General features: G+C 71.7%; 20 protein-coding genes. 8 read left to right on the top strand and 12 right to left on the bottom strand.

The genetic code is table 11. The features are described from left to right. Nucleotides 1-8 precede the first annotated feature (8 nt). The 3 genes from GUI43_RS22890 to GUI43_RS22880 all read left to right on the top strand — a co-directional run bounded on the left by GUI43_RS22890 (nt 9) and on the right by GUI43_RS22880 (nt 3,929). Nucleotides 9-902 (top strand): ABC transporter ATP-binding protein, encoded by an 894-nt coding sequence (locus tag GUI43_RS22890; RefSeq protein ID WP_112583369.1) that lies wholly within the window; start codon nt 9-11, stop codon nt 900-902. Further along, nucleotides 899-1,960, top strand: a complete 1,062-nt coding sequence (locus GUI43_RS22885) for an ABC transporter permease (protein WP_112583370.1) — start codon at nt 899-901, stop codon at nt 1,958-1,960. Before GUI43_RS22890 ends, GUI43_RS22885 begins: the two co-directional genes overlap by 4 nt. Nucleotides 1,961-2,138: 178 nt before the next feature. Continuing rightward, on the top strand, nt 2,139-3,929 hold the full coding sequence (locus GUI43_RS22880; protein WP_112699755.1) for a carbohydrate binding domain-containing protein: 1,791 nt from the start codon (nt 2,139-2,141) through the stop codon (nt 3,927-3,929). A 71-nt stretch (nt 3,930-4,000) separates the two neighbouring features. On the opposite strand, the gene GUI43_RS22875 is transcribed toward GUI43_RS22880, so the two are convergent. After that, nucleotides 4,001-5,029 carry a helix-turn-helix domain-containing protein gene (locus GUI43_RS22875; RefSeq protein WP_112699754.1) on the bottom strand — a complete coding sequence of 343 codons (1,029 nt, stop codon included), beginning with the start codon at nt 5,027-5,029 and terminating at the stop codon, nt 4,001-4,003. 253 nt (nt 5,030-5,282) lie between these two features. Between GUI43_RS22875 and GUI43_RS22870 the strand changes: the two genes are divergently transcribed. Next, complete coding sequence (locus GUI43_RS22870; RefSeq protein ID WP_112699753.1) at nt 5,283-6,278, top strand: helix-turn-helix domain-containing protein; 996 nt, start codon at nt 5,283-5,285, stop codon at nt 6,276-6,278. Nucleotides 6,279-6,290: 12 nt separating this feature from the next. Here the strand turns inward: GUI43_RS22870 and GUI43_RS22865 are convergent, their stop codons facing one another. The 8 genes from GUI43_RS22865 to pgsA form a co-directional block, all read right to left on the bottom strand. Beyond that, on the bottom strand, nt 6,291-6,908 hold the full coding sequence (locus GUI43_RS22865) for a ribonuclease FAU-1 family protein (protein WP_249037824.1): 618 nt from the start codon (nt 6,906-6,908) through the stop codon (nt 6,291-6,293). 145 nt (nt 6,909-7,053) lie between these two features. After that, on the bottom strand, nt 7,054-7,806 hold the full coding sequence (locus GUI43_RS22860; RefSeq protein ID WP_112583375.1) for a YebC/PmpR family DNA-binding transcriptional regulator: 753 nt from the start codon (nt 7,804-7,806) through the stop codon (nt 7,054-7,056). Nucleotides 7,807-8,088: 282 nt separating this feature from the next. Continuing rightward, nucleotides 8,089-8,694, bottom strand: coding sequence for a pyridoxal 5'-phosphate synthase glutaminase subunit PdxT (gene pdxT / locus GUI43_RS22855; protein ID WP_112699752.1), 606 nt, complete (start codon nt 8,692-8,694; stop codon nt 8,089-8,091). A gap of 45 nt (nt 8,695-8,739) precedes the next feature. After that, entirely contained in the window at nt 8,740-9,657 is a 918-nt protein-coding gene (pdxS, locus tag GUI43_RS22850) for a pyridoxal 5'-phosphate synthase lyase subunit PdxS (protein WP_091401733.1), read from the bottom strand. Nucleotides 9,658-9,807: 150 nt separating this feature from the next. Beyond that, nucleotides 9,808-10,311 (bottom strand): hypothetical protein, encoded by a 504-nt coding sequence (locus GUI43_RS22845; protein WP_112583378.1) that lies wholly within the window; start codon nt 10,309-10,311, stop codon nt 9,808-9,810. A gap of 81 nt (nt 10,312-10,392) precedes the next feature. Further along, entirely contained in the window at nt 10,393-11,553 is a 1,161-nt protein-coding gene (locus GUI43_RS22840) for a glycosyltransferase family 4 protein (protein WP_112699751.1), read from the bottom strand. A gap of 16 nt (nt 11,554-11,569) precedes the next feature. Beyond that, on the bottom strand, nt 11,570-12,502 hold the full coding sequence (locus tag GUI43_RS22835) for a phosphatidylinositol mannoside acyltransferase (protein ID WP_112583380.1): 933 nt from the start codon (nt 12,500-12,502) through the stop codon (nt 11,570-11,572). 49 nt (nt 12,503-12,551) lie between these two features. Further along, nucleotides 12,552-13,181, bottom strand: a complete 630-nt coding sequence (gene pgsA / locus GUI43_RS22830) for a phosphatidylinositol phosphate synthase (RefSeq protein WP_112583446.1) — start codon at nt 13,179-13,181, stop codon at nt 12,552-12,554. A 249-nt stretch (nt 13,182-13,430) separates the two neighbouring features. Here pgsA and GUI43_RS22825 point away from each other — a divergent pair, with 249 nt between their 5' ends. Next, a complete protein-coding gene (locus GUI43_RS22825) occupies nt 13,431-15,587 on the top strand; it encodes an elongation factor G-like protein EF-G2 (RefSeq protein WP_112583381.1) in 2,157 nt (718 codons plus the stop codon). A gap of 122 nt (nt 15,588-15,709) precedes the next feature. Here the strand turns inward: GUI43_RS22825 and GUI43_RS22820 are convergent, their stop codons facing one another. After that, nucleotides 15,710-16,768 carry an aldo/keto reductase gene (locus tag GUI43_RS22820; RefSeq protein WP_112583382.1) on the bottom strand — a complete coding sequence of 353 codons (1,059 nt, stop codon included), beginning with the start codon at nt 16,766-16,768 and terminating at the stop codon, nt 15,710-15,712. A gap of 98 nt (nt 16,769-16,866) precedes the next feature. Between GUI43_RS22820 and GUI43_RS22815 the strand changes: the two genes are divergently transcribed. Continuing rightward, nucleotides 16,867-17,349 (top strand): hypothetical protein, encoded by a 483-nt coding sequence (locus GUI43_RS22815; RefSeq protein WP_225855422.1) that lies wholly within the window; start codon nt 16,867-16,869, stop codon nt 17,347-17,349. A 49-nt stretch (nt 17,350-17,398) separates the two neighbouring features. Here GUI43_RS22815 and GUI43_RS22810 read toward each other — a convergent pair whose 3' ends face one another. Continuing rightward, complete coding sequence (locus GUI43_RS22810; protein WP_181518504.1) at nt 17,399-17,911, bottom strand: HIT family protein; 513 nt, start codon at nt 17,909-17,911, stop codon at nt 17,399-17,401. Between the two features lie 176 nt (nt 17,912-18,087). On the opposite strand from GUI43_RS22810, the gene GUI43_RS22805 reads away from it, so the two are divergent. Then, nucleotides 18,088-18,816 carry a D-Ala-D-Ala carboxypeptidase family metallohydrolase gene (locus GUI43_RS22805; RefSeq protein WP_112583447.1) on the top strand — a complete coding sequence of 243 codons (729 nt, stop codon included), beginning with the start codon at nt 18,088-18,090 and terminating at the stop codon, nt 18,814-18,816. Nucleotides 18,817-18,944: 128 nt separating this feature from the next. On the opposite strand, the gene thrS is transcribed toward GUI43_RS22805, so the two are convergent. Further along, nucleotides 18,945-20,954 carry a threonine--tRNA ligase gene (thrS, locus tag GUI43_RS22800; RefSeq protein WP_112583384.1) on the bottom strand — a complete coding sequence of 670 codons (2,010 nt, stop codon included), beginning with the start codon at nt 20,952-20,954 and terminating at the stop codon, nt 18,945-18,947. Nucleotides 20,955-21,142: 188 nt separating this feature from the next. Here thrS and GUI43_RS22795 point away from each other — a divergent pair. Continuing rightward, the coding region (locus GUI43_RS22795) for a DUF1775 domain-containing protein (protein WP_170158778.1) at nt 21,143-21,718 on the top strand (576 nt) is incomplete at its 3' end.

Below are 21,718 nucleotides of genomic sequence, written 5' to 3'. Positions count from 1 at the left end.
GTGAGTGCGTGACCAGAACGCTTCGCCTCGACGGCGTCGACCGCAGCTTCGGCGACCGTCAGGTGCTCAGGAACGTGTCCTTCGAGGTGTCCGCTGGCCGGATGACCGGTTTCGTTGGCGCCAACGGCGCCGGCAAGACCACCACCATGCGGATCATCCTGGGTGTGCTCGCCCCCGACGCCGGCGAGGTGAGCTGGGGCGGCACGACGCTGACCCGGCAGGACCGCCGGCGCTTCGGCTACATGCCGGAGGAGCGGGGCCTCTACCCCAAGATGACCACCCGCGAGCAGGTGGCCTACCTGGGCCGGCTGCACGGGCTGGACGCCGCCGCTGCACGACGTTCCACCGACGCGCTGCTGGACCGCGTCGGGCTCGGCGAGCGCGGCGACGACCTGCTGGAGACGCTGTCGCTGGGCAACCAGCAGCGCGCCCAGATCGCCGCCGCGCTGGTGCACGACCCCGAGGTGCTGGTGCTCGACGAGCCGTTCTCCGGCCTCGACCCGCTGGCAGTGGAGACCGTCGTGGCCGTGCTGCGGGAACGGGCCTCGGCCGGCGCGCCGGTGCTCTTCTCCAGTCACCAGCTCGACGTCGTGGAGCGCCTCTGCGACGACCTGGTGATCATCGGGGACGGGGTGATCCGGGCCGCCGGCAGCCGGCAGCAGCTGCGCGACTCGTACACGGTGCCCCGCTTCGAGCTGGTCGTGGAGCACGACGCCGGCTGGGTACGCGACCACCCCGGGGTGACACTGGTCGAGTTGGACGGCGCGCGGGTGGTCTTCGACCTGCCGGCCGGCACCGACGAACAGCCCGTGCTGCGGGCCGCCCTCGCGCGCGGCCCGGTCCGCGCCTTCCGCCCGGTCAGCCCCTCGCTCACCGAGATCTTCCGAGAGGTCACCCAGTGAACGTCACCCAGGCCACCCGGCTGGTCGCCGAACGCGAGATCCGGGTCAAGCTGCGCGACCGCACCTTCCTGTTCGGCACGCTGTTCTTCCTGTTGATCGCCGCGGCCGGCACCATCCTGCCGCCGCTGTTCTCCGGCGGGCCGTCCACAGTGGCGGTGACCGAGAGCCTGGCCGCGCCGCTGCGCGCCGCCGGGCTGGAAGTCCGGGTCGTGCCCGATGACCGGGCCGCCGAGCAGGCCGTCCGCGACGACGACGTGGACGCTGCGGTGGTCACCGGACCAGCCGTCCTGGCCATGGACGACGCCCCCGACGACGTGGTGAGGGCCCTGAGCACCCAGCCGACCGTCCGCCTGCTCGATCCGGACGCGGTCGATCCGGTGGTGGCGTTCCTGGTGCCGTTCGTCTTCGCGTTCGTCTTCTTCATCACCTCGCAGACGTTCGGTGTGCAGATCGCGCAGAGCGTCATCGAGGAGAAGCAGACCCGGATCGTGGAGATCCTGGTCGCCGCCGTGCCGGTCCGGGCCCTGCTGGCCGGGAAGGTGGTGGCCGGGGCCATCCTGGCGTTCGCGCAGATCGCCCTGATCGCGGTGGTGGCGGTTCTCGGGCTGCAGATCGGTGACAGCGGAGGTCTGCTCAGCCTGCTCGCCCCGGCGATCGGCTGGTTCGTGCCGTTCTTCCTGATCGGTTTCGTGCTGCTCGCCGCCATGTGGGCCGCGGCCGGCGCGCTGGCCAACCGGCAGGAGGACATCGCCGCCGTCTCGACGCCGGTGCAGCTCGCCGTCATGCTGCCGTTCTTCGCGGTGATCTTCCTGAACGACAACGCCACAGCGATGCGGGTGCTGTCCTACCTGCCGTTCTCGTCGCCCACGGCCATGCCGCTGCGGCTCTTCACCGGCGACGCGGCCGGCTGGGAGCCGATCGTCTCACTGGTCCTCCTGGTGCTCGCCGCCGGCGCGTTCCTCCTCGCCGGGGCCCGGGTGTACGAGGGGTCGCTGCTGCGCACCAACGGCCGGACCTCGCTGCGTACCGCCTGGCGGGAGCGGGAGACGATCGGCTGAGCCAGCGGTCCGCCCCGCGCGGGCGTCGGTGTCCTGATCGGATGCCGGCGCCCGCTGCCGTACGGCACCGTTCCGAGCGCTGTTCGGTGGCCGTGAACTGCGCGAACACTCCTACGTTGAGCCGATCCTCACGGCAACGACCTGGTCGTCGCCGGTTTCCGGACCGGAAAGGCTCTCGATGTCCCCACCGATCAACGCACGGCAACTCCGTCGTCTGCTCAGCCTCGTGCTCGCGGTCGCCCTCGCCAGCACCCTCACCGCCCTCGTCCGGCCCGCGCCGGCCGCCGCCGCCCCGGGCGACCTCATCCTCAACGGCACGTTCGACAACGGCAGCACCCAGCCCTGGTGGACCCGGCTCGCCTCGACCAGCACCACTGTCAACGCCGGGCAACTGCGCGTCCGCACCAGCGCCACGGTCGGCAAGCCCGTCTGGGAGGACCTGGTCGGTCACTTCGAGTTCGGGGTGACGGCCGCGCAGTCGTACCGGTTGCAGTTCGACGCCTCGGCCGACGTCAACCGTTCGCTGCGCGTCTCGGTCTCCCGGGCGGACACGCCCTTCACCTCCGCTGTCGACCAGAGCGTTGCGCTGACGTCCTCGATGCGCCGGTTCTCCTTCGACTTCGCGTCCCCGTTCGGCGACCCGAAGGCGGTGCTGCTGTTCCACTTCGGCGGCCAGGCCGCCTCGACGGTGCGGTTGGACAACATCTCGCTCACCCCGCTGGCCGTGAACCCGGCCACCGACCCGATCCTGTACTGGAACGGCATCCTGCTGGCCACGTACAAGGCGCTGGACCTGCCACCCACCTCCTCGTCCCGCGAGGCCGCCATCCTGCACGCGGCGATGCACGACGCCGCCGTCTCGGTCACCGGGGTCGGCAACCCCTACCGGGTACGAGTGCCGGTCAGCTACCCCGGCACCATGGACAACGTCGTGGCGCCGTCCCTGCACGCGGCCATCGACCGGGCCGCGTACGACGTGCTGACCGCGCTGTACGGCGGTCAGGGCCAGTCCTACTCCCAGGCCCTCGCCGCCGCTGTCGCGCTCCGGCCGTCCGGGGTGAACGCCGCCGAGGTCGCCCGTGGTGAGACCGTGGGCGTGGCGGCGGCCGCCGCCAACCTCCAGGCCCGCGCCAACGACGGCTCCGGCAACAACACCCCGTACCAACTGGACGGCGTACCCGGCTCGTGGCGGCCGACCAACGGCAAGGCAGCGGTCAGCCCGAACTGGGGCTTGGTCACCCCGTTCGCGCTCACCTCGGGCCAGCAGTTCCGGCCCGGTCTGCCGGCCGACGCCAACGGGTACGACGACCTGCTCGGCAAGGACGAATACGACACCCAGGTGCGGGAGATCCGCGACTACGGCGGTCGGACGTCGTCGCTGCGGACCCCCGAGCAGACGCAGATCGCGTTCTTCTGGGCCAACGACCTGGGGGGCACGTACAAGCCACCGGGTCAACTCTTCTCACACACCCGGATCGTGTCGGAGCAGCGTCAGCTCGGCATCCTGGCCAACGCCCGACTCTTCGGGCTGGTCGCCCTCGCCCTCGCAGACGCCGCCATCGCCGCCTGGGACGCCAAGTACCAGACGCCCATCGACCTGTGGCGGCCGGTGACCGCCATCGAGGCGACGGAGGGCACCGGTTGGCAGCCGCTGTCGCAGACCCGCGAGGGGGTGCCGTACACGCCGGCCTTCCCGGCCTACATCTCCGGGCACGCCACCTTCGCGGGGGCCTGGTCCGCGGTGATGAAGAGGTTCTTCGGCACCGACGCGATCGCCTTCGACGCCACCACTGACGATCCGCACGCCGTGGACGTGGTCCGGCACATGACCGGCTTCGACCACGCCGCCGAGGAGAACGCGCTGAGCCGGATCTACCTCGGCGTGCACTATCGGTTCGACGCGGAGGCCGGGCTCGCCACCGGCCGTTCCGTGGGCGCGTACGTCTTCGCCAACCGCCTGCGACAGTGATTCGTCAGTCGGGATAACGGGGGGCTCCCCGTCCGGTTCGTGGACCGGCCGGGGAGCATCACGCGTGACCGCTACGCCGCGCAGTTCCAGTGGCCGAAGTCGCCGGTACGAGACCAGACCTCCCGTGCCGTCCTGATGTTCCAGGCCGCGTCCAGCGCCGTCTGGCGGTCGACGCCGAACCGGGACACCTCCATGTCGCTGAACTGGAACAACCCCCAGCGCCGCGTTCCGTCCTCGCCGACCTCCACCCGGTACGGGTCCAGGCCGGACAGGCAGCGCGCCACCTGCACCGCCCCGGCCGGGTCCTCCGGGAACGTCCGCCGCAGATGTTTGCCGATCCGGTCCTCCGACCAGCGGACGGGCACCTTGCGATCGCCGGCCAACTCGTCGAACAACCGCTCGTCCGCGGTGCCACTGACCGGCAGAGCGCCGAACGCCTGGAACACGATCACCCGGCTGGTGGTGTCCGGGCCGAACCAGCCGTCGACCGGCACTGTGAGTCCGTCGGCCACCAGGTGCTCCTGGAGGCTCAGCACGCAGGGGCCGTACATGCCCTGGCGCAGCACCTCCGGGCAGCCATCGGTCGGTGAGCCGTCCACTGCGGGAGGGGCGAGGGGTCGCAGCGCCCCGGCCGCCCCGACCGTCAGGACGCCGAGCACCGCCAGCAGCGCCAGCCGAAGCCAGCGACGCGCCGGCCAGGGCGCTTCGGGTCGCTGTGGAATCGAGCCGACGCTCGGGCGGATGTTCGCCGCGACGGCCGCGGACGGGCCGGCAGGGGTCCGTGCCGCGTCACTCTCGGCTCGACAGTGCTCGCCGAGGCGAGCCTCGAGGTCCCGCCGTGTCTCCAGCCACCTGTCGACCTCGACCGCCGGGGTGCCGCAGGCGGTCAGCAGCGCGACGACGGTACGTTCCCGGGGCAGCGTCGTCCGCCCCAGCATCGTCGCGAGGGTGCTCGGCGGCAGCCAGTGCCCGGCCGCCGAGGCTCGCCGGGCGAGCTCCCGATAGGTCAGACCGGAACGCCGCCGCACCTCCCTGAGCAACGCCACGTACTCCCCCGCCGTGGCCGCCTGCGGCACCGGATCCCGGACAGCGTCATCCATCGAATCTCCCCGTGTCGTTGGTGTGGTCGGGCCCGAACCCGTGCCGGCGCGAGCCCGTCGGCCGTACGCCGCTCAGCGGCGCGGCCATCGAGAAAAGACGCTAGGTAACCCGGTCGACCAGGACAATGCCCCGGTCGCCGCGCCGGGCTGTCCGGGCAGCTCAGAGCGGCATGTCCGGATCCTGTCCGACCATCTCGGACAGTCGCCGGGACCCGATTTGCCCTCGCGTCCGCGGGGTCTGGAGAATCGGGCGATGACCACGGGGGAGCTACGCCCGGACGACGCGTCCGACCCGGCCGAGTTCGTCGAGATGCTGCGCCAGCTCAAGGACCGGTCAGGGCTCACCTACCGGCAGCTGGAGCTGCGTGCCGCGTCGACGGGTGACGTGCTGGCCCGCAGCACCGCGGCGGACATTCTTCGCCGGTCCACACTGCCGCGCCCCGAGGTGGTGGCCGCGTTCGTGCGGGCGTGCGGCGCGGAAGATCAGGTCGAGACGTGGCTACGGGCCCGGCACCGCCTCGCGGCAGGTCAGTTGGCCCCGCCGTCGCCGGCAGCGGACGCACCGCCGGTCGACGCGGTTGCGACCGTGGCCCCGGAGCACTCTGGCTCGGCCCGCCCACGCTGGTTCGCGCGGCCCGCGCCGCTGGCGCTGCTCGTCGTCGCCGCTCTGCTGGCCACGCTCGGCGTGGGCTTCTGGATCGAGCGACGCGACGATGAGCAGGGAAGGGCCGCGCAAACCACCGATCCGACCGCATCGGCGGGTGGCGGTGCGCGTTCGCCGAGCGCGGGGCTCAGTCAGATCCGCCCCGTCCGCAGCCCGCACCTCTGCCTCACCGAGGGTCGCGATCGCACCGGCCAGTACACCAAGGAGATAGCGGTCCAGCGGCCCTGCACGGAGGCCATCCCACCGGACACCTCGCTGGAACCGGTGGCCGACGGAATGTTCTTCATCCACTGGGTCCACCCGGTGCTCGGGAAGGGCTGCCTCACCATCCGCGAGGAGGATCCCGGTCGGAACCTGCTCGAACCCTGGAATGAGAAGGATTGCAGCGCGAGCAGGTCGAAGCAGGTGTTCCACTTTGAACCGACCGGAGCGACGCCCGACGCGTACCGCATCCGGCCCGACCGTACCGAGTTGTGCGTCGGCCTGCGCGACGACGACAGCGCCGTGGCGGACGCCGCGCTGGTCGAGCCGTGCACCGGCGGCCCGGATCAGGTGTTCCTGGTCAACGCGCTGCCCGGCAACTGACGTCGGCGCCGCTCAGCGCGCGGGTGGCACCTGATCCCAGCCGGCGGGCAGCGGGGGCGCCGTCCAGGTGGGGTCGGGCTGCCAGGTGGCCCACGCCGGGTCCCACCAGCGCTCACCCCCGTCGAGCAGGGCGGCGATCCGGTCACCCTCGGCCTGGATGGCGTCCCCCATGCCCGGGTAGCGCCCCTCGACGAGGCGCTGGGCGAACATCTCCACGTCCTTCCAGACGTACCGGTCGGCGTCCGCGCCCCACCACAGGTCCAGTTCGTGGTCCAGGGTGTCCACCCCGATCGGGGTACGCCGCACCGGGTCCTGGAGGTTGAAGTACCAGCCGGCGAAGTCGCGCCCCGGCCCGGTCCAGAACACGTCGATCGAGTGCGCCTCACCGGGGCGTTGCAGCATCAGCTTGCCGTGCCCGGACCAGGAGCGGTGCCCGGCGGCCTCCCACGGGTGCCGCCCGCAGGGGAAGACGCCCGTGTCCGGGAAGCCGAACTCGGCCCCCGGTGGGAGGTAGAGGGCGAGCAGGTCAGGCGAGTCCTCGACGCAGATCGTCGGGCAACCGAACCAGACCTCACCCCGCAGCACCTCACGCCGCACCACGGTGTCGCCGGCCGCGAACGGTTCCGCCACCACCAAGGCACCTCCTCGTTCGCCGCCCGCCGGCAACCCCCGCCGCGATCTTGCACTTCCTGTTGCCGGTATGCCCTGCGTGACCCGGTCTGTCGGGTCAGAAAGTGCAAGATCGCGGCGGGGTGAGGCGGGAGCGGGGCTGGGGTCAGGCGTCGACCGCGGCCATCACGTCGTCGCTGACGTCGAAGTTGGCGTAGACGTTCTGGACGTCGTCGCAGTCCTCCAGGACGTCGATCAGCTTGAAGATCTTGCGCGCGCCCTCTTCGTCCAGCGGCACGTTGACGCTGGGGATCAGCGAGGACTCGGCCGACTCGTACTCGATGCCGGCGTCCTGCAACGCCGTGCGCACCGGAATCAGGTCGGTCGGCTCGGAGACCACCTCGTACGCCTCGCCGAGGTCGTTGACCTCTTCGGCGCCGGCGTCGAGGACGGCCAGCATCACGTCGTCCTCGCTGGTGCCCTCCTTGGGGACGATCACCACGCCCTTGCGGGAGAACATGTACGACACCGAGCCGGCGTCGGCGAGCGAGCCGCCGTTGCGGGTCAGTGCGGTGCGCACCTCGGTCGCCGCGCGGTTGCGGTTGTCGGTGAGGCACTCGATGAGCATGGCCACGCCGCTCGGGCCGTACCCCTCATACATGATCGTCTGCCAGTCGGCGCCGCCGGCCTCCAGGCCGGAGCCACGCTTGACGGCGCGATCGATGTTGTCGTTCGGCACCGAACTCTTCTTCGCCTTCTGGATGGCGTCAAAGAGCGTCGGATTGCCGGTGGGGTCGCCGCCGCCGATCCGCGCGGCCACCTCGACGTTCTTGATCAGCTTGGCGAACATCTTGCCGCGCTTGGCGTCGATGACGGCCTTCTTGTGCTTGGTCGTCGCCCACTTTGAGTGGCCGGACATCTTCTACCTCCGTTGCTACCCGCCGTCTGCATCGACCGCACCGCTCACGCCCCGCTCCCACCGGCGCACGCGGAGGTGCCGGTCAGCTCTGGTGGAAGCCGTGGCGGGCAGATGGCCCTGCCGAATCTCCGCAATCCTACCGACGTCCCCCGGGTCCCTGTCATGCACCGCGCACGGCACGGCCGGCCGGCCCCGACGGACCAGGGCAGACGGGACAAAAACCCGGTCCGGGCCGCGACCGCGGCGAGCATCATGGACAGCCCGGCGCGGTCGCCCGCCGGTTCAGGAGGCGGCGCGGACCAGGTCCACGAAGTACGCGTGCACCCGCAGGTCACCGGTGAGCTCCGGGTGGAACGAGGTGGCCAGCAGGTTGCCCTGTCGGACCGCCACGATCCGGTCGGCGGCCGGGCCATCGGAAATCACCCCGATGACCTCGACGCCGGCACCGACCCGCTCGACCCACGGCGCGCGGATGAACACCGCGTGGAACGGCTCCCCGGGCACCCCGACGACGGTCACCGGCGCCTCGAACGAGTCGACCTGCCGGCCGAACGCGTTGCGCCGGACGGTCATGTCGATGCCGGCGAAACCCCGCTGGTCGGGTCGACCGTCGAGCACCTCGGTCGCCAACATGATCAACCCGGCGCAGGAGCCGTAGACCGGCATGCCGTCGGCGATCCGCTTGTCGATCGGCTCGCGCATCTCGAAGATGTCGGCGAGCTTGCTCATGGTGGTGGACTCGCCGCCGGGGATGACCAGCCCGTCGACCGCGTCCAGCTCCACCGGACGGCGGACCGGGCGGGCGTCCGCGCCCGCAGCGGCCAGCGCCGCCACGTGCTCGCGGACGTCGCCCTGGAGCGCGAGCACACCGATCACGGGTGCCGTCATGGTCGCACCATTCCTCTCCGCGTCACGCCGCCCGGAAAAGAGCGTTCACCAACCGCGCTCGGCCAGCCGGTGCGGCTGCGGGATCTCGTCGACGTTGATGCCGACCATCGCCTCGCCGAGCCCCCGGGAGACCTTGGCCAGCACGTCCGGGTCGTCGTGGAAGGTGGTCGCCTTGACGATCGCGGCGGCCCGCTGAGCCGGGTTGCCCGCCTTGAAGATGCCGGAGCCGACGAAGACGCCCTCCGCGCCGAGCTGCATCATCATCGCCGCGTCGGCCGGCGTGGCGATCCCGCCCGCGGTGAACAGCACCACCGGCAGCTTGCCGCTCTCGGCGACCTCCTTGACCAGCTCGTACGGGGCCTGCAACTCCTTGGCCGCGACGTACAGCTCGTCGGTCGGCAGCGAGGCCAGCCGGCGGATCTCCTGGCGGATCTTGCGCATGTGGGTGGTGGCGTTGGAGACGTCACCGGTGCCCGCCTCGCCCTTGGAGCGGATCATCGCCGCGCCCTCGGTGATCCGGCGCAGCGCCTCGCCCAGGTTGGTCGCGCCACAGACGAAGGGCACTGTGAACGCCCACTTGTCGATGTGGTTCGCGTAGTCGGCCGGGGTCAGCACCTCGGACTCGTCGACGTAGTCCACGCCGAGCGACTGGAGGATCTGCGCCTCCACGAAGTGGCCGATGCGGGCCTTGGCCATCACCGGGATGGACACCGCCTCGATGATTCCGTCGATCATGTCGGGGTCGCTCATCCGGGACACCCCACCCTGCGCGCGGATGTCGGCGGGCACCCGCTCCAGGGCCATCACCGCGACGGCGCCGGCGTCCTCGGCGATCTTGGCCTGCTCGGCGTTGACGACATCCATGATCACGCCGCCCTTGAGCATCTCGGCCATGCCCCGCTTCACGCGGGCGGTGCCGACGACGGGGGCGGTACCGGTGTTCGACGCGGTGTTTTCGGGCACGGGTCATCGCTCCTTGGACATGCTCTGGGGGTGGCAGCGAAAATGCTACGCGCGGTGCAACGCCGCACCGACAGCCAATCAGACCCCCGGTGGCCTGCACTGTGGCAGTGGTCACCGGCTCGTCGCGGGAGCCACGGAGACCGTCGGAGGTCAGGCGGCGGGGACGTCCGCCGGCACGACGAGGGTCGGGTCGTCGATGTCGAAGTAGCGCGGCCACTCCCGGCCCCGCCCCATCCGCAACAGGCGCACCAGCGGCCGGCTGCGCGCCGAGCGGGCGTCCCGGACCAGGTCGGTGTGCACCTGCCGGGACAACGCGAGCCGACGACTCGCGGCGATGACCGCCGCGCAGTCCGGGTCGCCCGGGTCCAACTGGACGCCGCGCAACTGCCGGGTCAGGTCGTTCTCCGCCGCCTCCCGCTCGTCCGGGCTGGCGTCCAGGGCGATCCGGGCCGCCGCGTACAGCTCGACGCCGAAACGCCGCTCAGCCAGGACCGCGGCTGCCGCCGCGCGGCGCAGCAGGTGGGCGTCGAGGGCCCGGGCCGCCAGCTCCGCGCGGCCCTGTAGCCGCTCGACCCGGCCGGCGGTCCAGATGAGGTACGCCGCGACAAGCCCCACGACCACGCTCGCGGCCACCACCCACCACATGTGCGGCATCGTAGTGCTGCTCCGTTTCGTCCGATTGGGCGCGGCCGGACCGGTCCCACCGGTCACCGCCGCACCATCCGTCACACCGGCTCAGCTCAGCCCCACCCACTCCTGGTCGATGACCCGCCCGTCGGTTGCCTCGATCGCCGCTGCGTATACCTCCAGAACGCGACGAGCAACCACCGGCCAGTCGAAATTCGCGACCACCTGATCGCCGCAGGCACTCAGCGCGGCCCGCGCGGCCGGGTCGTCCAGCAGCTCGGCCAGCACGTCACGCAGCCCCACCGGGTCACCGGTGGGGAAGAGCCGACCGGCCCGCCCACCGTCGAGCACCCGTCGGAACGCGTCCAGGTCACTGGCGGCGACCGTCGTACCCGCTGCGAGGGCCTCGGTGAGGATCATGCCGAACGACTCACCGCCGGTGTTCGGTGCGACGTAGAGGTGCACACTGCGCAGCATGCGCGCCTTGTCCGCTTCGCTGACCAGGCCGAGGAACGTGATCTGCTCGTGCAGTTCGGCCGGGAACTGGTCGTACAGGTCGTCGGGGTCACCCGGGCCGGCGACGAGCAACCGCAGACCGGGCCGGGTGGCGGCCAGCGCCACGAACGCGTCGCGCAGCACCGGGAAGCCCTTGCGTGCCTCGGTGAACCGGCCCAGGAAGCCGAGCGTGCCGCCGGTGCCGGCCGCGCACTCCCCCGGCCAGCCCGGCAACGGCTCGGCGTCGGCGAACTTGGCCACCGCCACCCCGTTGGGGATCTCCACCGCACCGCCGTCCATGTGCTCGACCTGCACCTTGCGGGCCAGCGCGCTCACCGCGATCCGGGCCGTGATCCGCTCCAACACGATCTGGAGCACACCCTGCGCGGCGGCGAGGACCCGCGAACGGGTCATCGCGGTGTGGAACGTGGCCACCACCGGGCCACGGGCGGAGAGCACGGCCAGCAGCGACAGACTCAGCGTGAGCGGCTCGTGCACGTGCAGCACGTCGAAGTCGCCGTTGGTGATCCACCGTCGCACCCGGGCGGTCGACACCGGGCCGAACGCGATCCGGGCCACCGAACCGTTGTACGGCAGCGGAACGGCCCGGCCGGCGGACACCACGTACTCCGGCAGCGGCGAATCCTCGTCGGCCGGCGCGAGCACGCTGACCTCGTGGCCCAGCGCGATCAGCGCCTCGGCGAGGTCCATGACGTGGTTCTGCACCCCACCGGGCACGTCGAAGGAGTACGGGCACACGATGCCGATCCGCATCCGTCAGCCCACCTCCTCAGGCCGGACCGGAGGCCGACGAGGGCAGCGCCGCGCTCTCCCCCGACCTCGACTGGTCCAGCCACATCCGCTGCAACATGTGCCAGTCTTCCGGATGCCGGGCGATACCCGCCGCCAGACCGTCGGCGATCAGCTGGGTCAGCGACCGGACCCGCTGGTCCAGCGGCCCCGCCTCGGGGCCCGGCACCGGCAACGGACCAGCCAGCGACGCGCAGGCGGCATCCGGTTCGTACCACAGCGAGGCCACGTAGAGCGGCGCGCCGGTGTGCAACGCGAGCAGCGCCGGGCCGGCGGGCATCCGGGTCTTCCCGCCGAAGAAGTCCACCTCGACCCCGCGGGCGGAGAGGTCCCGGTCGGCCAGCAACGGCACCACCGCACCGGCCCGCAGCCGGTCCAGCAGCACGTCGAACGCCGGACGTGGCCCCCCGTGGGTCGGCAGGATCTCCATCCCCAGACTCGCCCGGAAGGCCAGGAACCGCTTGTACACGCCCTCCGGCTTGAGCCGCTCCATGACAGTGGTGATCGGCCAACCGGTGGCCGCCACCCAGGCGCCCGCGGCATCCCAGTTACCGGAGTGCGGCAGGGCCACCACCGCGCCCCGACCGGCGGCCACGTCGGCGGCGAGCAGCTCGGCGCCGTCGAGCCGGAAACCGGACAGGATCTGCGACCGGCTCAGGGCGGGCAGCCGGAAGGCCTCCATCCAGTACCGGGCGTACGAGCGCAACCCGCGCTTGACGAGATCGTCCAACTCGGCGTCGGGCAGCTCCGGGCCGACCACCCGGCGCAGGTTCGCGCGCAGTCGGGCCGTACCCCCGCCGCCGGCGCGGTGGGCGCGGTCCGCGCCCGCCTGAAACGCGGCCGCCACCAACGGCCGGGGTAGCGCGCGGAGCACCCGCCACCCGGCGATGTAGCCCAGCTCGGTGAGGTTCACGCGACTCGGCCGCCGGTCGTCGTCCGACGCCGGGTCGTCGGCGCGCCACTCACGCCTGGCCGTCCGGCTGGAGCTGCTGGGCCTGGCGGTAGACGTGCGTCATCCGCTGCCCCACCGTGAAGATCGACACGGCGGCGAGCAGCCAGAGCGCGATCTCCAGGGCCCGATCGACACCGACACCGGTGAGGATCCCGCCGACCCCGACGATCAGCAGCCGCTCGGTGCGTTCGGCGATGCCCACGTTGCAGGTCATGCCGAGCCCTTCGGCGCGGGCCTTGACGTAGGAGACCAGGCTGCCGGCGGCCAGGCAGACCAACGCGGCGGCCACTCCGGAGTAGTTGCCCTGCGTGGCCAACCAGTACGCGACGGCGCCGAAGACGGCGCTGTCGGCGACCCGGTCCATGCTTGAGTCGAGGAAGGCGCCGAATTTGGTGGAGCCGCCGCTCATCCGGGCCATCGTCCCGTCGAGCAGGTCGGTGAGCGCGAACAGGGTGACGATCAACGCGCCCGCGACCAGGTGGCCGCGAGCACCGAAGCCGAGCGCGCCGACGAGCACACCAACGGTGCCCGCGACGGTGACGGCATTGGGGGTGACGCCCGCGCGCAGCAGGGCGCGGGCAATCGGCTCTACGACGCGGGTCATCCCCGCGCGGGCCGACACTTGGAAGATCTTCGCCATGGCGGTCCCCACGATAACGGTCCGCCCAGCTCCGGCGATACGGACGGTACCGCCGACCCGCCCGGGGGAGGCTTGTGCCTACCCGGCAACGGGTGTGAGATCGAGCCGGGAGGTGAGCCAGCTCACCCGTCCGCCCGTCCCGTTCCCGCTGTGCAGCAGACCACCGGAGGATATCGCCGCGCACTCGCCCCGGGCCGCTTCCCGTCGCGCGGCGGTCGCCACCACCACCGGCTGAGGGAGGTGCGCCCCATGGCGCAGAAGAGTCACGAGAAGGGTTCCACCGGCGGCACGCCGGTGGTGACCGAGCCCGAGCGGGTCCGCAACGTGGTGCTCGTCGGGCACTCCGGGGCGGGCAAGACCACACTGGTCGAGGCCCTGCTCGCGGCGACCGGCACGATCGGCCGCGCCGGCACCGTGGTCGACGGCACCACTGTCGGCGACCACGATCCGGCCGCCGTACGCCAGCAGCGCTCGGTCAGCCTGTCCTGCGCGCCGCTGCTGCACAACGGCATCAAGGTCAACCTGCTGGACACCCCCGGGTACGCCGACTTCGTCGGTGAGCTGCGCGCCGGGCTGCGGGCCGCCGACGCCGCGCTCTTCGTGGTCTCCGCTGCGGGCGGCATGGACGCGGCCACCGTCGCGCTCTGGGAGGAGTGCGCAGCCGTCGACATGCCCCGCGCGGTCGCGGTGTCCCGGCTGGACCAGCCGCGCGCCGACGTGGACGAGACGGTGGCGCTCTGCCAGCGCCTCTTCGGTGACAACGTGATGCCGCTCTACCTGCCGATGCTCGGCGACGACGGGGTGTCCACCGAGGGTCTGCTCGGCCTGATCACCCGTCGGGTCTTCGACTACAGCACCGGGCTCCCCGCCGACGTCCGCGACCCGGACCCGGAGCACCAGCGGGCCATCGACGAGTCCCGCGACGAGCTGATCGAGGGGATCATCGCCGAGAGCGAGGACGAGACCCTCATGGACCGCTACCTCGACGGCGAGGAGATCAGCGACGAGGTGCTCATCGACGACCTGGAGAAGGCCGTCGCCCGGGGCCACTTCTACCCGGTGGTGCCGGTCTGCGCCCAGACCGGTGTCGGGCTGGACGTGCTGCTGGAGGTGCTGACCGCCGCGTTCCCGTCGCCGCTGGAGCACGAACTGCCGGCGGTGACCGGCGTGGACGGCTCGCCGCGTCCGCCGCTGAGCTGCGACCCGGCCGGGCCGCTGGTCGCCGAGGTCGTCAAGACCACCATCGACCGCCACGTCGGTCGGGTCTCGCTGGTCCGGGTCTTCTCCGGCACGCTGCGCCCCGACCAGACCGTGCACGTCTCCGGGCACGGCATGGCCGAACGTGGGCACCCCGACCACGACGCCGACGAGCGGGTCGGGCACATCTACACCCCGCTGGGCGCCACACTGCGGGAGGTGTCGCTCTGCGTTGCCGGTGACATCTGCGCGATCACCAAATCGGGCAGCGCCGAGACCGGCGACACCATCTCGACCAGGGACGAGCCCCTGCTGATCGCCCCCTGGGAGATGCCGGAGCCGCTGCTACCCGTGGCGATCGCCGCCCGCAGCCGCGCCGACGAGGACGCCCTGGCCCGCAACCTCGCCCGCCTGGTCGCCGGCGACCCCACCCTGCGGCTGGAGCGCAACCCGGAGACCCACCAACTGGTGCTCTGGTGCATGGGCGAGGCACACGCCGACGTGGTGCTCGACCGGCTGCGCGCCGGCGGCGTCGAGCTGGACACCGAACCGGTCAAGGTGTCGCTGCGCGAGACCCTGACCGTGCCCGCGAAGGGGCACGGTCGCCACGTCAAGCAGTCCGGCGGCCACGGCCAGTACGCGGTCTGCGACATCGAGGTCGAGCCGCTGCCCCGCGGCAGTGGCTTCGAGTTCGTCGACCGGGTGGTCGGCGGCGCGGTGCCGCACAGCTACATCCCGTCGGTGGAGAAGGGCGTCCGCGCCCAGCTGGAGCGCGGGCTGGTCGCCGGGCACCCCGTGGTGGACCTGCGGGTGACACTGGTCGACGGCAAGTCGCACAGCGTCGACTCCTCCGACGCGGCCTTCCAGACCGCCGGCGCGCTGGCGCTGCGCGACGCCGCCGAGCGTGGCCAGCCGGCCCTGCTGGAGCCGATCGACGAGGTCACCATCCGGGTGCCCGACGGCTCGGTGGGCACGGTGATGGGCGACCTGTCCGGCCGGCGCGGCCGGGTGCTCGGCACCGAACCGGACCCGGACACCGAGGGCCGCACCCTCGTCCGCGCCGAAGTGCCGGCCACCGAGCTGCTTCGGTACGCCGTCGAGCTGCGCTCGATGACGGCCGGCACCGGCACCTTCCGCCGCCACTTCGTCCGCCACGACCCCATGCCCGCCCACCTGGCCGACCAGGCCCGCAAGGAACAACTCCCCTAAACCCAGCCCGACCCGGCCCGGCCCGGCGATCTTGCACTTTCTGTTGTCCTCATGTCGCTGTTGCGGCACAAGTCGCCGCAGGAAGTGCAGGATCGGCGGGGGCTGGCGTGACGCCCTGGGGACTACGGGTGGACTGTGGGGTGGGTGGGGCGGGGCCAGTGGGGGCGGTCGGCGTCGCGCAGGGCCGCGGTGCGGACGGCGGCGAGCTGACGCTCCACCTCGACGAACTGGTCGGCCGGCAGCGGGCCCCGGTGCAGCGCGGCGGCGTTCTCCTCGACCTGGGCGACCGTACGGCAGCCCGGGATCGGGATGGTGCGGCCGTTGCGCGCCCAGATCCAGCCCAACGCGCCCTGGGCGAGGGTGCGCCCGTCGGCGGTGAGCGCGGCACGGACCGCGCCGACCCGGCGTAGCCACTCCGGTGCCGGCCGGCCACCCCGGAACCACTCCAACCAGCCCGGGGCCAGCCCGCGTACGTCGTCGCGGGGCAGCGTCGACCCGGCCGAGTACTTGCCGGTGAGCAGCCCCATCCCGAGTGGGCCCCGGTTGACGCTGGCCAGGTCGTACTTCTCGCAGACGGCGAGCAGCTCGGGGGCGTCGCGCAGCACCGACAGGGCGTGTTGCACGGCGGTGGCACCGGCGGCGGCGTGCCCGAACGCGGCAGCCCGGTCGGTGCGGTCGGTGCTCCACCCGTACGCCCGGATCAGGCCCTCGGCCACCAGTTCCTCACAGGTCCCGATCAGCGCCTGCGCCCGCGGTACCGACAGGTCGGCAAGGTGCAGCTGATAGAGGTCGATCCGATCGGTGCCCAGCCGGCGCAGTGAGGCGGTCACGGCACTGCGCAGGTACCCGGGCGACGCGTCCTCGCCGGTGGCCTGCCGGCTGGCCTCGTCAAAGGTGTAACCCCACTTGGTGGCGATCACGGCGTCGTCGCGGCGACCGGCGAGCGCGCGACCGAGCACCCGCTCACCGTGCCCGGCCCCGTACGTGTCGGCAGTGTCGAAGAGGGTGATGCCGAGGTCGAGGGCCCGGCGTACCGCCCGCACCGACTCGTCGTCGTCGACAGCGCCCCAGCCCAGCGGCTGGGTGCCCTCCGCCCAGGGCCCGCCGATCGCCCAGCACCCCATGCCGAGGGCGCTGACCTCGATGCCGCTGCGCCCCAACACCCGTGTCGTGACTGCCATCGGCCGATCGTGCCACCTTCGGCGGGCCGGGGCGCAGCAGATCCGCGGGCGGACACGCGGGCGCATGGAGACGGTCACGGTGCGGCATGATCAATGCCATGCGACGGCTCGGGGTGGACATCGGCGGAGTCATCATCGAGCCGGCCGACGACGACGCGGACACGTCGTTCTTCGGCGCGCACTACCTGCGTACCCCGGTCGTCGTCGGGGCGTTCGACGCGCTCGCGGCGCTCGGCCCGGCGTTCGACGAGGTGCACCTGGTGTCCAAGTGTGGGGAGGCCACCGAGCGGCGTACCCGGGAGTGGCTGGCCCACCACGACTTTCCGGCCCGCACCGGCATCCCGGTCGAGCGGGTCCACTTCTGCCGCACCCGACCGGACAAGGCGCCGATCGCCGGACGCCTCGGCCTGACCCACTTCGTGGACGACAAGCTGGAGGTGCTCGGCTATCTCGACTCGGTGCCGCACCGCTTCCTGTTCCGGCCCCGAAAGGCCGAGGTCGCCGCACACGCCGCGCTGCTGCCCCGCGTACGCCGGGTGGAGAGCTGGTCGGAGCTGACCCCGCTGCTGCGCGCCGACTAGCCGGACCGGTGGAGAGGCCGCGCGACCGGCGCGGCGCGGCCGACGACGGTCAGGACGGCCAGGCGCGGGCGAGCAGGTCGCGGGTGTCGCCGAGCAGCTGCGGCAGGACCTTGGTACGGCCGATCACGGGCATGAAGTTCGCGTCGCCGCCCCAGCGCGGCACCACGTGCTGGTGCAGGTGCGCGGCGATGCCGGCGCCGGCCACCCCGCCCTGGTTCATGCCCAGGTTGAAGCCGTGGGCGTTGCTGACCTTGCGGATCACCCGCATGGCGGTCTGGGTGTACGACGCCAGCTCGGTGGTCTCCGGCACGTCCAGGTCGGTGTAGTCGGCGACGTGCCGGTAGGGGCAGACCAGCAGGTGCCCCGGGTTGTACGGGTAGAGGTTGAGCACCACGAAGACGTGCTCGCCCCGGGCCACCACCAGGCTCTCCTCCGGGGGCAGCTGCGGCCCTCGGCAGAAGGGGCAGCCGGTGGGCTTCTCGTAGCCCTCGGCCGGGCGGTCCTCGCCGGAGATGTAGGTCATCCGGTGCGGCGTCCAGAGCCGCTCCAGGCCGTCCGCCATGCCGTCACTGTCCGTGTGCCGTTCCGCCCCTGTCACGAGCCGATCCTACGGAGCCGCGCGGGCACGCCGCGACACCCGCCTTCGGGAAACCCGGGACTGCAAGTTCTTGACGGATCAAAGTCGAAGCATGAAACTTCCATGCATCCACGTACTTCCATGCATTGATGGAGGGCTACATGTTCCGACGGCTCGGCAGGTTCCTCGCGGCACTGGCGTTGACCGCCGCCACCACAGTGGCCGGCGTCACCCTCACTGCCGGCGCGGCCCAGGCGGACGGCTGCTACACCTGGGGACGCACCCTGTCCCAGGGGGCGTCCGGCGAGGATGTCCGGCAACTCCAGATCCGGGTCGCCGGCTACCCCGGCTACGGCGCGGTGCTCACCCTCGACGGCGCGTACGGCCCGGCCACCCGATCGGCGGTGATCCGCTTCCAGCAGGCGTACGGGCTGCCCGCCGACGGCATCGCCGGCCCACAGACGTTCAACCGGCTCTACGCCCTCCAGGACGACGACTGCACCCCGGCCAACTTCAGCTACCCCGAGCTGAACAAGTGCAACAGTGACTGGTCCGGCGGCGCCGTCTCGGCGAGCACCGCCCGATTCAACGCGCTCGTCTCGATGTGGAAGCTCCAGGCCATGCGGCACGCCCTCGGCGACGTGTCCATCGCGATCAGCAGCAGCTTCCGCAGCTACGCCTGCAACAGCGCAGTCGGCGGAGCGTCGAACAGCAGACACCTGTACGGCGACGGGGTCGACCTGGTCGGGTCCCCGTCGTTCTGCCGGCTGGCGCAGCAGGCCCGCTACCACGGCTTCGGGCAGATCCTCGGCCCCGGCTACCCGGACCACAACGACCACACCCACGTGGCGGCGGTCGGAGGCTGGTCAGCGCCGAACTGCGGCATCTGACACCCAGCACCGCCTCCGGGCGAAGATCATGCTCGAACATGGAAGTAGTGGCCTCCCCCATTGGGGAGGCCACTACTTCCTGGATCGAGCACGATCACGCGGTACGCGGACCGCCTGCGGCGGTTTCGCTACTCGGCGGCGGCGGACGGGCCGATGTTGGTCCGTGAGCTGACCACGTCCAGCACGTGGGTCACGGCCTCGGCGACCGGCACCCCGTTGCGCTGGGAGCCGTCGCGGTAGCGGAACGAGACCGTACCGGCGGCCACGTCGTCGTCACCGGCGATCACCATGAACGGGATCTTCTGCTGCTGCGCCGTCCGGATCTTCTTCTGCATCCGGTCGTCACCCGCGTCCACCTGGGCCCGGATGCCCTCGGCGCGCAGCGCCGCGACGAAGCCGTGCAGGTAGTCGGTGTGGTCCTCGCGGATCGGGATGCCCACCACCTGAACCGGCGCCAGCCAGGCCGGGAAAGCGCCCGCGTAGTGCTCGGTGAGCACCCCGAAGAACCGCTCGATCGACCCGAACAGCGCACGGTGGATCATCACGGGCCGCTGGCGGCTACCGTCGGCGGCCTGGTACTCCAACGCGAACCGCTCCGGCTGGTTGAAGTCGACCTGGATGGTGGACATCTGCCAGGTCCGGCCGATGGCGTCACGGGCCTGCACGGAGATCTTCGGCCCGTAGAACGCCGCGCCGCCCGGGTCGGGAACCAGGTCCAGGCCGGAGGTCTCGGCGGCGGTCCGCAGCGCCTCGGTGGCCTCGGCCCAGTCCTCGTCGGCCCCGATGAACTTCGGCGAGTCGTCCCGGGTCGACAGCTCCAGGTAGAAGTCGTCCAGGCCGTAGTCGCGCAGAAGGTCGAGCACGAAGCTGAGCAGCGTGGACAGCTCGCCGGCCATCTGCTCACGGGTGCAGTAGATGTGCGAGTCGTCCTGGGTCAGGCCGCGGACCCGGGTCAGTCCGTGCACGACGCCGGACTTCTCGTACCGGTAGACAGTGCCGAACTCGAACATCCGCAGCGGCAGCTCCCGGTACGACCGCCCGCGCGACCTGAAGATCAGGTTGTGCATCGGGCAGTTCATCGCCTTGAGGTAGTAGTCCGCGCCCTCCAGCTGCATGGGCGGGAACATGGTGTCCGCGTAGTACGGGAGGTGACCGGAGGTCTGGAACAACTGCGCCTTGGTGATGTGCGGGGTGTTGACGAACTCGTACCCCGCCGCCTCGTGCCGCTGGCGGGAGTAGTGCTCCATCTCGCGGCGGATGATGCCGCCCTTGGGGTGGAAGACCGCCAGGCCGGAGCCGATCTCGTCGGGGAAGCTGAACAGGTCGAGGTCCGCGCCGAGCTTGCGGTGGTCGCGCCGGGCGGCCTCCTCCAACAGCTTGAGGTACGCCTTGAGCTCGTCGCGGGTCGGCCACGCGGTGCCGTACACCCGCTGCAGTTGGGGGTTCTTCTCCGACCCCCGCCAGTACGCGGCGGCGGAGCGCATCAGCTTGAACGCGCCGATCAGTCGGGTGGTCGGCAGGTGCGGACCGCGGCACAGGTCCGACCAGCAGACCTTGTCCTCCTTGGCGTCGAGGTTGTCGTAGATGGTCAGCTCGCCGCCGCCCACCTCCATCACCTCGTCGGTGTCCAGGCCCTCACCCTTGACCTCGATCAACTCCAGCTTGAACGGCTCGTCGGCCAGCTCGGAACGCGCCTCGTCCAGGCTGCCGAAGCGGCGGCGACGGAACCGCTGCCCGGACTTGATGATCTCCTGCATGCGCTTCTCGAGCTTGCTGAGGTCATCGGGCTGGAACGGCTTCTCGACGTCGAAGTCGTAGTAGAAGCCGTTCTCGATGGGCGGGCCGATGCCCAGCTTGGCCTCGGGGAAGATGTCCTGCACGGCCTGGGCGAGGACGTGCGCGGTGGAGTGGCGTAGCACGTTGAGCCCGTCGGGCGAATCCAGGCTGACCGGCTCGACGACGGTCTCCTCGGCCGGCGTCCAGTCCAGGTCGCGCAGCTGGCCCTGCGGGTCGCGGACCACGACGATCGCCTTGGGGCCGTTCGCGGGCAGTCCGGCCGCGGCCACCGCGTCGGCCGCCGTGGTCCCGGCGGCGACGACGACGGGGTCGGCCACGGCGGGGGTACGGGGTGCGGACACGGTGACTCCTCCAAGTGGTACGAAACGGTGCCGATCCTCGGCTCCTGCCGATGCTATCGGTCGCCCCGCCTCCGACCGGGAACGGCACCTCCTTACCGCCGTCGTTGAACCTTTCGCGCCTCGCAGCCGAACTAGAAGGTGTGGCCGGAAACCGGTGCCGGCCGCGTCGACACGGATGGGGGCACGAGATGGCGAGCACGTACGGCGGTGGCCGTCGGCGGCGGATCGTGGCGGCGACCGCGGTGACCGCCGCTGGGCTGCTGCTCTGGCCTGGCGCGGCGTACGCGGCGGACGTGACGACCACCCCGGCCGAGGCCCGGCAGGGCGACGCGGTACGGCTGGAGTTCAGCGTTCCGGAGGAGCGGGCCGGCACGAAGACCAAGCAGATCGAGGTCCGGCTGCCGGCCGACGCGCCGATCGCCGAGGTCTACCCCATGTCGGTGAACGGCTGGGCGCCCCGGATCAGCTCTCGCACCCTGGACAAGCCGGTGGCCGGTATCCACTCTTCCGGGGTGAGCACTGTGACGACCGCGGTGACCTGGGTCCGGGTCGGTGCGAGTGACAGCGGGCCGGCTCGGCTGGCGCTCTCCATGGGGCCGATGCCGCAGGCGGAACGGCTCACCTTCGAGGTCGTTCAGACGTACGCCGATGGCACTGTGGTCCGGTGGGCGGACGCCGCCGGCCCGCACCGGGCCCCGACTCTCGCCCTGCTGCCGGCGGCGCCCGGCGCGGCGGGTCCGGCCGCACACGGCGGGCACGCCGGC

It is taken from the genome of Micromonospora noduli (assembly GCF_003264365.1).
GTDB classification, from domain to species: domain Bacteria; phylum Actinomycetota; class Actinomycetes; order Mycobacteriales; family Micromonosporaceae; genus Micromonospora; species Micromonospora noduli.
Note: the sequence above shows the minus strand (reverse complement) of the source record. Positions and strands in the feature narration are given on the sequence as shown.